Source organism: Halobacterium sp. CBA1132 (genome assembly GCF_001485535.1).
Taxonomy (GTDB): Archaea; Halobacteriota; Halobacteria; order Halobacteriales; family Halobacteriaceae; genus Halobacterium.
This window is the reverse complement of record NZ_BCMZ01000001.1, coordinates 2,377,745-2,389,818: the sequence shown is the minus strand read 5'-3', so window position 1 is coordinate 2,389,818 and position 12,074 is coordinate 2,377,745. Positions and strand designations below refer to the sequence as shown.

Genomic DNA, 12,074 nt, shown 5'->3' with positions numbered 1-12,074 from the left:
GAAGAGTCGCCCGCAGTCAGCGCGTCGTCAGTTCGCCGCGGCAGCCGTCGTCGAGTCCAACGTAATCGTCTCGCCGTCCGCGGTCACGGTCACCTCGGTGTCGAGGCTCACGTCCGCCGGCACCGCGAACGACAGTTCGCCGTCCGCGTTCGTCTCCCCGACGACTTCGCCGTCGACGGCGACCGTGGCGTCCTCGACGGCTTCGCCGTCGCCGTCGGTCACGACGACGGTGGCGTTCTCGCCGGGCGCGAGACTGCCTTCGAGGACCGCGCCGAGTTCGAGTTCGCTGTCGGCGTCACTGTCGCTGTCGTCGGAATCACCGAACTCGACTTCCAGTTCGGCTTCGGCCTCGCCGTACGCGCTGTCCTCTGCGGTCTCGACGTCGACTTCCAGCTCCTCGACGTTCTCGGGCACGGAAACCGTCGCCGTGCCGTTCGCGTCGGTCGTCACCGTCACGTCCTCGCTCACGGTGACCGTCGCACTCTCCACCGGCTCGCCGTCCTGCGTGACGCGCACGGTAGCGTTCTCGCCGGCGGTCACGTTCCCGACGAAGTTCGCTTCGAGTTCGGCCTCGCCGTCCGTCTCGACGTCCACGCGCTCGATGGGGACGTCGGTCCCGGACTCGCTGGCGACCGGCTTCAGGATGTACTTCCCGCTGTTACCGGCTTCGAACACCGTGATGTCGAAGACGAACTCCACGCTCCCGCTCTCGGTGACGGTGACGTCCTTGTTGAGGTGGAGCTTCTGACTCGGCAGTTTCACGTTCACCTGCTCGCCCGTCTCGAGCGTTCCCTCGACCTCGCCGACGTGGACGAACACCGTCTCGTACTCGCCCGCGGGGACGCTGACGTTCCCGAGCAGGGTCGCGTTCGCGCCCTGCAGTTCGGTCAGGTCGACGACGCGCGAGTCGACGTCGCGCTCGACCCACTCCGTCTCGTTCTCGTCGTCGTCGTCGTCGGCCTCGTACTCGGCTTCGAGCGAGGCCTCGGTCTCACCGTACGCGCTGTCGCCGTCCGTGCTGGCGGTCAGCGCGAATTCGTCAGCGTCGGCGGGCACGGCGACGGTCACCGTGCCGTTCGCGTCCGTCGTCACGCTCACGTCGGCGTCGTCGACTTCGACGGTCGCGTTCTCGACCACTTCGCCGTCGTGAGTGACGGTCACGGTGGCGTTCTCACCAGCCGTGAGGTTCCCCACGAGGCCGACTTCGAGGCCGCCCTCGCTGTCGGTCTCGATGGTCCAGTTACCGGACGCGTTCGCGTCCGCGTCGGCGCTCTGCGCGAATCCGACGCTCGTCACGGTCACGTTCAGGTGCTCGAACTGGCCGATTGCGTTCTGTTCGTCGCTCACGTAGAACGACACGGTGCCGTCGCCTCCGTTGTCTGTTGTCTGTGCGCCGTTCGGACCCGCGATGCCGCCGGCACAGCCGGCGACCATCACGAGCGCGGCCACGAGTAGACTGGCTGCGGTGCGTCTCATGTGCGTTCGACCCGACGGCCCACACACACGTAAAAGGGCCAAGCCCTGAACCCGGTCGACCGCCGGATTAAGCCGGATTAAGCGGGCTTAACGGTGGTCTCGTCAACCTGACCCACGCGCGGGCCTCGTCGGGTAGTCGGCGCGCGGTCACGGCGTGACCGCCGGCTCGTGCCCACCTTGTCGCTGTCCTGCGATTCACGCGCGCACGCGGAACGTGGGGCTTTTTAGTCCCTGATTGCGTAGCAATTCGCATATGTTCAAGGCGATTGTGAGCGCCGACACGCTCCGGGAAACGCTGGACTCCGTGAGCGTGCTGGTGGACGAATGCAAAATCCACCTCGACGAAGACGGCCTCTCCATCCGCGCTGTCGACCCCGCGAACGTCGGCATGGTCGACCTCGACCTCGGGTCGGCCGCGTTCGAATCCTACGAAGCCGACGGCGGCATCATCGGCGTCAACCTCTCCCGACTGGAGGACATCGCCGGGATGGCCGACGCCGACCAGCTCGTCCAACTCGAACTCGACGAGGAGACCCGCAAGCTCCACATCCAAATCGACGGCCTCGAGTACACGCTCGCGCTCATCGACCCCGACTCCATCCGGCAGGAACCCGACATCCCGGACCTGGACCTCTCCGCGAACGTCGTCATCGAGGGCGCCGACATCGACCGCTCCGTCCGCGCCGCCGACATGGTCTCGGACCACATCGCGCTCGGCGTCGACGCCGCCGACGAACTGTTCTACGTCGACGCGGAGGGCGACACCGACGACGTCCACCTCGAACTCACCCGCGACGACCTCATCGACCTCGAAGCGGGCGACGCCCACAGCCTGTTCAGTCTCGACTACCTCAAGGACATGAACAAGGCCATTCCGAAGGACGCGGAGGTCGAACTCGAACTCGGCGACGAGTACCCGGTCAAGATTCACTTCGACATCGCCGAAGCGCAGGGTCACGTCACCTACATGCTCGCGCCGCGCATCCAGAGCGACTAACTCGCACTTTTTCCTGCGCTCGGCGCGCTGCGCGCGCCTCACTTGCAAAAACTTGCGGAAAAAGCACTCCTCCTTCGCTTCACTTCGTTCCGCTCAGTCGTCGGCCTCCGCTCCCTCACTACGTTCGGTCGCGGAGTGAACCGCTTCGCTCGGGTCCGTTGGACCGCTCGCTCGCGGATGCTTGCTCTCGGTTAGCAACGCTCGCTACGTTCTCGGCAGTTGGTCAGGGCGTCAGCGTCAGGTAGGTCGCGACGAGCGCGACGCCGAGCGCCGCGAGGAACACCAGGTAGCCGATGAGTGTCGTGAGGCCGGTACCGCCGCCCATCGACGACTTGCTCATGGACATACACCAGAGTTGTCGCGTGTCCATCAAAATAGTGGTGGCGGCTGTTCTCCCTTTCCCTACTCGCGGTCCGGGGACCGGCGCGCCACCACCGTTTCGCCTGCGCTGACGCGCTCTCCGTTCTCCACGCGGAGGTCGTCGCGGTCGTACTCCAGGGGGAGAATCACGTCCGCGCGGCTGCCGAAGGAGATGTGGCTGATGCGGTCGCCGCGCGCGAGGTCGTCGCCGGGCTCGACGTAGGGGTGGATGCGGCGGGCGAACGCGCCCGCGATGAGGACGACCTCGTAGTCGTCGCACGTGACGCGGACGCGCTCGTTGTGCTCGGACTCCTTGTCGAAGGCGGGGCGGTGGCCGCCCTCGCGGTGGTCGACGGCCTCGACCGTGCCGGCGAGCGGCGCGCGATTCACGTGCACGTCGTGGACGTTCATGAACACGCCCACGCGGACGCGGCCGTCGTCGGTCTCACGAATCACCGACACCTTGCCGTCCGCGGGCGTGAGCACGCCCTGCCCCTCGGGCGTTCGCTCGGGGTCGCGGTGGAACCAGACGACGAATGCCGAGAGCGCGAGCGCCGCGACGCCCCACAGCGACGACACGAACAACAGCGCCGCGCCGACGACCGCCGCCGGCAATGCGTACGTCCACTTCCACGGGCCACGCGCGAGCATACCCACACTTGGCCGTCCGCCACCGATAGCCCTTCGGTCGCTGCTGGGGCGGGTCCGAGCCGGGGTGTTTATCGGCGTCCGCTCGCAAGAAAGGAGTCGATGAACGCGCGCCACGCTCGCTACCCGTTCCTCGGCGAATCCCGGCAGGCGGTCCAGGAGGCCGGGGTGGACCTCGCGGCGGTCGTCGCCGAGGACGACGCGGTCGTCGAGCGCGCCCGCGAACGCGTCGTCGGGTCGCTCACGAACGGCGAGGTCGGCGAGCGCGCGCGCTCGGACCGCGTGGAGCTGCTCTCCTACCCCGTGGCGCGCGTGCTCGTCTCGGTCGTCGACGAACACGTGCTCGTGCGGAAGTACGCCGACGCCGAAGCCAACGCTGCCTACGAGCGTTTCACCGCCGACGAGACCGACGACGCCGAACTGAAGAGCGTCGGCGACGACGCCAGCCTCTCCCGGAAGGACCTCCTCCGCGAGTTCGACCTGACGAGCCACGTCCACGCCACGCAGGACGGCTACGACGTGGACGTGCCGACGTACCTCCTGCTGTCGTCGTCGCTGCGCCCGGACAAGTGGCGCCTCGTCAACCGCGCGCTCTCCGACGGCCGCGTCCCCGTCGACGAACCCGAACTCGACACGCTCCTCCGCGAAGCCGTCCGCGAGCGGGTCGCCGAGGGCCTGCCGTTGAACGTCCCCGACGAGGTCGCCGACGCCCTCGAAGGCCCGGAGGCCGCGGTCCGGGACGTGCTCTCGGAGATGGACCTCACGCGCGAAATCGACACGGTCGTCCCGGAACTGTTCCCGCCGTGCATGCAGCACCTCTTAGACCAAGTGCAGCGCGGCGAACACCTCCCCCACCACAGCCGGTTCGCCATCACGACGTTCCTCGCGAACATCGGGCTGACGACCGACGAAATCGTCGACATCTACAAGGTGAACCCGGGGTTCGGCGAGGAGATGACTCGCTACCAGACCGACCACATCCGCGGGGAGTCCAGCCCCACGGAGTACACGGCGCCGTCGTGTGCGACGATGAAGGCCTACGGTGACTGCGTGAATCCCGACGACCTCTGCGACGCCATCAACCACCCGCTGTCGTACTACGAGGCGAAACTCGACGACGAAGAAGACGAAGACTTGGAGGACTGGCGCGAGCGCGAGAACGAGGACGCGGAAGCGGACGACGCCGAAGCCTGACTACTCCTGCTTGCCGGACAGCCAGTAGCCCACGCCGGCCATCACGAGAATGAAGACGACGACAGCCACGATGACGCCGTAGGCGCCGGTCTCACCGAACCCTTCGGACATCGTGCCGGCGGCCACGAGGATGGCGATGAAGACCAGCGTAGACAGGATGGCGATACCCGCTTCGAGGCGGGCGTCGGGCCCTTCAGACATACTGCGGGATTTCGCCGGCCCGGGCAAAAGCGCTTCGAAGCCGTCACGCCGGCCGCGAGTCGCGGGTCGCGTCGCCGTCGGCGATTCGTCGTCCGAACTAGTAGGGTTCGGAGCCGTATAGCCACCCCGATTTTGCGGGGTTTAGGCGTCTCCAAGCCCTACACTGTGGTATGGCTCCCTCCACGAAGTCCCGACAGCCGCCCGACGACCGGAGCCGCCGCGCCCGCCGCGAGGAGATGGCCGTGACCGCGCTCGGCGACGGAACCTACGAAGTCCGGTCGCCGTCCGGCAACGTCTACGACGCCGACCTCGACGCCGGCGAGTGCACGTGTCCCGACCACCAGTTCCGGGGCGTCCGCTGCAAGCACCTGCGTCGCGTCGCCATCGACGTAACGCTCGGCGAAGTCCCCGCGCCCGGCGAGCGCGACGCGACGTGTGCGGCCTGCGGCGACGACCTGTTCGTCGACCGCGAGACCGCCGACCCCGTCTACTGCGACGCCTGCACGCTCGACCCCGGCGAGACCGCCGTCGACCGCGAGACGGGCAAGCTCGTGGTCGTCGTCGAGTCCACGGACGACCGCGCGAGCGACGTCCGCATCGCCGAGCGCGGCTGGTCGGTCGCCGACCACCACTCGAACCGCGACTACGACGCCGACGACCGCGTCGTCGACGTGCTCTACCCGCTAGAGCGCGGCGTCTCCCCGGAGGACATCTCGCCGCAGGACCTCCGCCGGTACTCGTTCCCGCGCGGCCGCCTCGAACGCCGCGACTAGTCGAGCATCGACGCCGCTTCCTCGGGCGTGAGCACGCCCTGCTCGACGGCGTGCAGCACGTCCTCGATGTCGTTGTCCTCGGCGTCGTCCTCGCCGTGACCCTGCAGGTCGTCGAACGTCTCCCCGTCCTCGATTGCGGTCTCCTTCTTCACGCGGTAGTTCCCGCCGTCGGTCTGGTAGACGTCCGCCGGGTGGAAGAAGTACCAGTCCTCACGGTCGAAGCGCACGCCGATTTTCGGTTTCGCGCCGAAGTTCTGACTGAAGTAGACCAGCGCTTCGACCTCCTCGCCCGTGAGGTAGATGGGGTCGCCCGCGCTGGACTTCGCCTCGACGGCGTAGAAGACGCTGCCGTCGCCCGCGAGCACGTCCGGGAGTTCTCGGTCGGTCGCCGCGCCGCTGGCGGGCGCGCGCATCACCGCGAAGCCGCGCTCGTCGAACGCGTTCACGAGCTCGCGCTCCCGCCGATTGCCTTTCGCGTTCGAGTTAGACATGCTCCGACCCCGTGCCCGCTGTCATACCCACGGCTACGCAGTCGGGGGATAGGAGGCTTGCGCCACGCGGCCGGGGGAGTTTTTGACGCTGGTCGCCGTTGCTATGATTCCAATGGGTGACGCCACCGGGTCGACGTCGGCGGACGAGCAGACGTCCTCGACGGGAATTCTCGGTCAACAGCTCGAGGAGGGCTTGAACGAGCTCGAACGACCGACGGACGGCCTCGCGCTCTCCGCGCTCTCCGCGGGGCTCGACATCGGATTCGGGCCGCTGTTGATGGCGGTGGTGGTCGCGCTCGCCGCGGGCGAGTGGGGCGACCCGGTGCTCGAGATAGCGCTCGCGAACGCCTACGCTGTCGGGTTCGTGTTCGTCGTTATCGGGCGGTCGGAACTGTTCACCGAACACACGACGCTGGCCGTTCTCCCGGTGCTGGACGGCCGCGCGACCTGGCAGTCGCTAGCCCGTCTCTGGGGCGTCGTGTTCGCGGCGAACGTCGTCGGTGGCGCGGTGTTCGCGGGTATCGCTGTCGTCGTCGCCCCGGCGTACGGCATCGCCGACGCCGCGGCGTTCGAAGCGGTCGCCACGCCGCTGGTCGCACACGGTAACGCGGCGCTGTTCGCGGGCGCCGTGCTCGCCGGCTGGCTGATGGGGCTGATGTCGTGGCTGGTCGCGGCCGCCCAGGAGACGCTCAGTCGCGCGTTTTTCGTGTGGCTGGTCGCTGCCACCATCGGCATCGCCCACCTCCCGCACTGCATCGCCGGCAGCGTCGAAGTCCTCCTCGGTGTGGCCTCGGGCGTCGTCGGCCCCATCGCCTACGGCCGCTTCCTCGTGTTCGCCACGGCCGGGAACGTCCTCGGCGGCGTCGTGTTCGTCTCCCTGCTCAAGTACGGGCACGTCGTCCGTGGTGGGGACTGACCGCCACACGGCTTTTCTCGGTGGTCGCCGTACCTCCGCCCAAGTATGCCCGGGGCAGACATCGTCGACCGCGTCGACGGCATCGTCCACGAGGAGACGCAGGTCCACGAGTACGGCGTCGACTTGACCGTCGCGGCTGTCTCCGAGGTCGCCGACTGCGGCCACCTCGACTTCGGCGGCGACGAGTTCGCCGACGCGGACCGCCGCCCGCTGGCGTCCGCGCTCCGCGACCCCGACGACGAGTACGAGTGGTGGACGCTGAAAGCCGGCACGTACCTGATCGAGTTCAACGAGTCGCTGCGCGAGGGCGCGCCGCTGCGCGTCCAGACCCGCCGCGAACTCCGCGAGAACGGCGCCTACCACCCCTCCATCGTCACCACGGAACTCGGCCCGATGCCGCTGACCGTCCCCGAGGGCGGCGTCGAACTCAAGGAGAACGCCCGCGTCTCGACGCTGATGGAACGATAACCGACCAGCCGACGGGCTAGCATCCGCGAGCGAGCGGTCCAACGGACCCGAGCGAAGCGGTTCACCGAGCGCGAACGCAGTGAGCGCTCGGGCCGACGAGCGACTAAGCGCCGGAGGCGCGCTGGAGCGAGGAGTGCTTTTTCCGCAAGTTTTTGCAAGTGAGGCGCGCGGAGCGCGCCGAACGCTGGAAAAAGTGCGTTATGTGCCGTGCTGCCAGGAGGTCATGTACTCCTCTTGTTCTTCGCTGAGATTGTCGAGTTCGACGCCCTCGGCGTTGAGCTTGATTTCGGCGAGCTTGCGGTCGAGGTGGTCGGGGACCTCGTGGACGCCGGCGTCGTAGTCGTCGGCGTTCTGGACGAGCTCGCGGATGGAGACGGCCTGCACGCCGAAGGACTGGTCCATGACTTCGACGGGGTGGCCGAGGCTGACGGGGGTCGCGAGGTTGACGAGGCGGCCCTCGGCGAGGACGTTGATGCGCTTGCCCGACGGGAGTTCGTACTCGCGGACGCCGTCGCGGACTTCCTGCTCGCTGTCGGCCATCTCGCGGAGGGCTTCGAGGTCGATTTCGATGTCGAAGTGGCCGGCGTTCGCGAGCACGACGCCGTCCTGCATCTGCTCGAAGTGGTCTTCGACGATGACGTCGCGGTTGCCCGTGGTCGTGATGAAGACGTCGCCGACTTCCGCGGCCTCGGTCATCGACATGACGTCGTAGCCCTCCATGTGGGCTTCGAGCGCGCGCCGCGGGTCGATTTCGGTGACGATGACGTTCGCGTTCTGCCCGCTGGCCTTCTTGGCGACGCCGCGGCCGCACTGGCCGTAGCCCGCGACGACGACGTCCTTGCCGGCCCACGAGAGGTTCGTGGTCATCGCAATCGAGGCCAGCGAGGACTCGCCCGTACCGTGGACGTTGTCGAAGAGGCGCTTCATCGGCGTGTCGTTGACGGCGATGACGGGGTAGTCGAGGGCGTCGTCGTCGTCCATCGCGCGGAGGCGGTGGACGCCCGTGGTGGTCTCCTCGGTGCCGCCGACGATGGTGTCGATGAGCTCGGGGTGGTGCTCGTGCACGCGGAAGACGAGGTCGCCGCCGTCGTCGACCGTGACCGTGGGGTCGTGGTCGAGGACGGCGTCGATGGCCTCGTAGTACTCCTCGTCGCCGACGCCGTGCTTGGCGTAACTCGTAATCGACGGGTGGGCGTCGAGCGCCGCGGAGACGTCGTCGTGGGTCGAAAGCGGGTTGCAGCCCGTGATGGCGACTTCCGCGCCGGCGTCGGCCATCGTCTCGACGAGCGCCGCGGTCTTCGCTTCGACGTGCAGCGCCATCCCGACGGTCTCGCCCGCGAGCGGCTCGTTCTCCTGAAAGTCCGCGCGCAGCGAGGAGAGAATCGGCATGTGTTCGAACGCCCAGTCGATTTTCTTCCGGCCGGCGTCGCGAGCGGACTCGACTTCGTCGAGTCGCTCGCTGATCGGCGACGCAGTTGTCATACGGGTGTGGACGGCGACTGGATTCAAAACCCTACCGAAGCCGCGGAGAAAACGGGCGGGACGGCGGGCGCGTGTCCGATGGTGGCGAGCGATTCGCCGTCCGAGCGCCCGTGCGGGAGTCCCCCGCTGGGAGCCGCGTGCGCCGCGTCTCGACTCACAGTCCGCGGTCGCCCAGCGCAGGGTGCTGACGCCGTCGACAGTGGGTGCCGCAGGCCGTCTGGCCTGCGTTAGCATCCTCGGACGGACGACGAAAAAACTCGTTGGCCGGAAACTGACTTATTCGTTCTCCGAGCCGGCCTAGGCTCCGTTTCCGGGATTCCCGTTACCGCCAGCGTTGCTGTTGCCGGGGCCGCCGGAATTGCCACCGGAACTCGGGCCGTTACCGCCGCCGTTGCCGTTGTTCCCGTTTCCACCGGCAGTGTCGGCGCCGTTGCCGTTACCGTTGTTGCCGTCGGCAGCGTTGCCGTTGCCGTTGTTGCCGTTGTTGCCGTTGCCGTTGTTGCCGTTCGCGGCGCCGGCGCCGTTCCCGTTGCCGTTGTTGCCCTTCTCACTCTCTTCGTCGTCACCGTCGTCTTTCGGACCGGGGTCGACGTGGTCCGGGCGGTTGTCCGCGCCCGGGTTGTTCGCCACGACGAACGCCGAGACCGCCTGCCCGCTCATGTTGCCGTTCGCCTTCAACTGCTCGACGAACGCGGAGACGCGCTGACCGAACGAGTCGGTGGCGTTGGCGCCGTCGCTCACGGTGAGCGTCGTCGTCGTCTCGGCGGTCACGTTGTTCGCTTCCGCGACGACCTCGATAGTGACGTTCTGCTCGGGCGCCGGCAGGCCGACGGTGCCGCTCTCGTCGGTCGTGTAGTCGCCCGCGCCGGCGTACGAAACGTTGTCCAGCGCGTCGACGGACACGGACGCGTTGGCGACGCCGTCGCCGCTAGCGTTCGTCACGGAGACGGACGCGGAGCCGTCACTCGCCTGCGAGACGCCGACCGACAGCTCCGTGGTGTCGTTGGTCGGCGCGACGAGGTCGACCGTCGTCGCTGCCGTGGCGTTGTCGGCTTCCGCGACGACGTCGACGGTGACGTTCTGTTCGGGCGCGGGCAGACTGACGGTGCCGTTCTCGCCGGTCGTGTAGTTGCCCGTGCCGGCGTACGTCACGTTGCCCGCTTCGCTCACGGACACGGACGCGTTGGCGACGCCAGCGCCGGTCGCGTTCGTCACGCTGACCGTCGCGTTGCCGTCGTCGGCCTGCGAGACGTTCACGGAGATGTCGCTGGTGTCGTCGGTCGGTGCGACGAGGTCCAGCGTCGTCTCCGCGGTGGTGTTGTCGGCCGTCGCCGTCACCGAGACGGAGACGTTCTGCTCGGGCGCCGGCAACGTCACCGTCCCGTTCTCGTCGGTCGTGTAGTTGCCCTCGCCGACGTACGAGGAGTTGTTCAGTGCTTCGACGGTGACGGACGCGTTCGCCACCGTGGTGTTGTTCTCGGCGACCGTCACCGTGACGGTGCCGTCGTCCGCTTGGTCGCCGCTCACGCTCAAGCCGTCGGCAGCCACCGCTCCACCCGGAACCACAGCGATGACCGCAACGACGAGCGCGGCGACCAGTAGTGTGTGCCTCTGGTGCCGCATGCACTCTCCGCGTTCGGCCACGAGCCGAATAAACGTAGTGGCACACGTCAGAATTCCAGTTACTCTGTTCCTACGTCACGTGACGCGGCCAGTACGCCCGCCTCACGGAACTCGCTACTCGGCGCGTTCGACGACAGCGGCCGCCCGCGTCTCTGCTTGCTCGCGAATCGCGGCCTCGTCGAGCGTCTGGAGTTCGCGGTCGCGCATCAGCACCTCGCCGTCGCAGACCGTGTGTCGGACATCCTGCCCGGTCGCGGCGTACGCGAGGTGGGAGACGTAGTCGTGGACGGGCGTCAGGTGCGGCGCCGAGAAGTCCACGACTGCGAGGTCGGCGTTCGCGCCCGCTTCGATGCGCCCCGAGTCGAACCCGAGCGCTCGCGCGCCGCCCGCGGTCGCCATCTCGACGGCGGCCTCGGCGGGGACTGCGGCGGCGTCGTCGGCCGCGAGCTTCCCGAGCATCGCCGCGTCCCGGAGCTCGTCGAAGAGGTCGAGGTCGTTGTTCGACGCCACGCCGTCCGTCCCCAGTGCGACGTTCACGCCGGCGTCGCGCATCGCTTGGACTGGCGCCATCCCGGACGCGAGTTTCATGTTCGACGCCGGGCAGTGGACGACGCTTGCGCCGCGCTCCGCGAGCAGGTCGTGCTCGGCTGCGTCCGTGTGAACGCCGTGCGCGAGGAAGTCCTCGTCCGTGACCATCCCGAGGTCGTCGGCGTACTCGATTGGGCGTTCGCCCTCCGCGTCGACGATTGGCTCCACCTCGTCGACGGTCTCGTTCGCGTGGTAGTGCAACGGAATCCCGTGTTCTCGGGCCTTCTCGACGAACTCCCGGAGGTACTCCTCACCGACGGTCGTGAGGCTGTGCGGCATGTACGCCGTCTTGATGCGGCCGCCCGCGGCACCGTCGAGTTCGCGGGCGACCTCGATGCTCTCGTCGTTGTCCCGGTGCGCCTCGCCCTCGTCTTTCCCGACGGTGACGACGCCGTGCCCGAGTCGCGCCCGCAAGCCTGCCTCTTCGACGGCCTCGGCAATTTCGGGGACGTGGAAGTACATGTCCGCGAACGCCGTCGTCCCCGTCCGAATCATCTCCACGAGCGCGAGGTCCGCGCCCGCCCGCACGTCGCCCTCGGTGAGTTCTCCTTCGGCCGGCCAGATGTCCTCCTGGAGCCACGCGTCGAGGGGCTTGTCGTCGGCGTACCCCCGCAGCAGCGTCATCGCCGCGTGACAGTGCGCGTTCACCAACCCCGGTATCACCAGGCTGTCCTCGGCGTCCAACCGCTCGTCGCCCGGCTCCGTCTCCCCGACATCCAGTATCTCGCCGCTCGACTGGTCCACGAGCACGTCCGCTTCGGAGACGGAGAAGTCCGGGTGGAGCACCCGCCCGCCCGCAATCTGCAGTGTGGTCATGCGCTGGGGTTCGCCCGACTGGCTTGTGTGTCTGTGGATTT

Annotated in this window: 13 protein-coding genes; 5 read left to right on the top strand and 8 right to left on the bottom strand. The window is 68.0% G+C overall.

Annotation, left to right across the window (positions count from 1 at the left end; all coding sequences use genetic code 11):
• Positions 1-27 precede the first annotated feature (27 nt).
• Entirely contained in the window at positions 28-1,476 is a 1,449-nt protein-coding gene (locus tag AVZ66_RS12555) for a DUF4382 domain-containing protein (protein WP_058984418.1), read from the bottom strand.
• A 253-nt stretch (positions 1,477-1,729) separates the two neighbouring features.
• On the opposite strand from AVZ66_RS12555, the gene AVZ66_RS12550 reads away from it, so the two are divergent.
• Positions 1,730-2,473, top strand: a complete 744-nt coding sequence (locus tag AVZ66_RS12550) for a DNA polymerase sliding clamp (RefSeq protein WP_058984417.1) — start codon at positions 1,730-1,732, stop codon at positions 2,471-2,473.
• 223 nt (positions 2,474-2,696) lie between these two features.
• On the opposite strand, the gene AVZ66_RS17075 is transcribed toward AVZ66_RS12550, so the two are convergent.
• Positions 2,697-2,819, bottom strand: a complete 123-nt coding sequence (locus tag AVZ66_RS17075) for a hypothetical protein (protein WP_269432492.1) — start codon at positions 2,817-2,819, stop codon at positions 2,697-2,699.
• Positions 2,820-2,875: 56 nt separating this feature from the next.
• Positions 2,876-3,484: a protein sorting system archaetidylserine decarboxylase gene (locus AVZ66_RS12545; RefSeq protein WP_058984416.1), complete on the bottom strand. Its 609-nt coding sequence runs from the start codon at positions 3,482-3,484 to the stop codon at positions 2,876-2,878.
• A gap of 99 nt (positions 3,485-3,583) precedes the next feature.
• Between AVZ66_RS12545 and priL the strand changes: the two genes are divergently transcribed.
• On the top strand, positions 3,584-4,675 hold the full coding sequence (gene priL, locus AVZ66_RS12540; RefSeq protein ID WP_058984415.1) for a DNA primase regulatory subunit PriL: 1,092 nt from the start codon (positions 3,584-3,586) through the stop codon (positions 4,673-4,675).
• Here priL and AVZ66_RS12535 read toward each other — a convergent pair whose 3' ends face one another.
• Positions 4,676-4,876: a hypothetical protein gene (locus tag AVZ66_RS12535; protein WP_058984414.1), complete on the bottom strand. Its 201-nt coding sequence runs from the start codon at positions 4,874-4,876 to the stop codon at positions 4,676-4,678.
• 170 nt (positions 4,877-5,046) lie between these two features.
• Here AVZ66_RS12535 and AVZ66_RS12530 point away from each other — a divergent pair, with 170 nt between their 5' ends.
• Positions 5,047-5,649: an SWIM zinc finger family protein gene (locus tag AVZ66_RS12530; protein ID WP_058984413.1), complete on the top strand. Its 603-nt coding sequence runs from the start codon at positions 5,047-5,049 to the stop codon at positions 5,647-5,649.
• Here AVZ66_RS12530 and hjc read toward each other — a convergent pair.
• A complete protein-coding gene (hjc, locus tag AVZ66_RS12525; protein WP_058984412.1) occupies positions 5,646-6,140 on the bottom strand; it encodes a Holliday junction resolvase Hjc in 495 nt (164 codons plus the stop codon). The genes AVZ66_RS12530 and hjc overlap by 4 nt on opposite strands.
• A 112-nt stretch (positions 6,141-6,252) precedes the next feature.
• Here hjc and AVZ66_RS12520 point away from each other — a divergent pair, with 112 nt between their 5' ends.
• Positions 6,253-7,056, top strand: coding sequence for a formate/nitrite transporter family protein (locus tag AVZ66_RS12520; RefSeq protein ID WP_058984411.1), 804 nt, complete (start codon positions 6,253-6,255; stop codon positions 7,054-7,056).
• Positions 7,057-7,101: 45 nt separating this feature from the next.
• Entirely contained in the window at positions 7,102-7,524 is a 423-nt protein-coding gene (locus AVZ66_RS12515; RefSeq protein ID WP_058984410.1) for a hypothetical protein, read from the top strand.
• Between the two features lie 198 nt (positions 7,525-7,722).
• On the opposite strand, the gene AVZ66_RS12510 is transcribed toward AVZ66_RS12515, so the two are convergent.
• The 3 genes from AVZ66_RS12510 to AVZ66_RS12500 form a co-directional block, all read right to left on the bottom strand.
• Positions 7,723-9,006 (bottom strand): adenosylhomocysteinase, encoded by a 1,284-nt coding sequence (locus AVZ66_RS12510; RefSeq protein ID WP_058984409.1) that lies wholly within the window; start codon positions 9,004-9,006, stop codon positions 7,723-7,725.
• 297 nt (positions 9,007-9,303) lie between these two features.
• On the bottom strand, positions 9,304-10,629 hold the full coding sequence (locus AVZ66_RS12505) for a hypothetical protein (RefSeq protein ID WP_058984408.1): 1,326 nt from the start codon (positions 10,627-10,629) through the stop codon (positions 9,304-9,306).
• Between the two features lie 114 nt (positions 10,630-10,743).
• Positions 10,744-12,033 (bottom strand): amidohydrolase, encoded by a 1,290-nt coding sequence (locus tag AVZ66_RS12500; RefSeq protein ID WP_058984407.1) that lies wholly within the window; start codon positions 12,031-12,033, stop codon positions 10,744-10,746.
• Between the last annotated feature and the right edge of the window lie 41 nt (positions 12,034-12,074).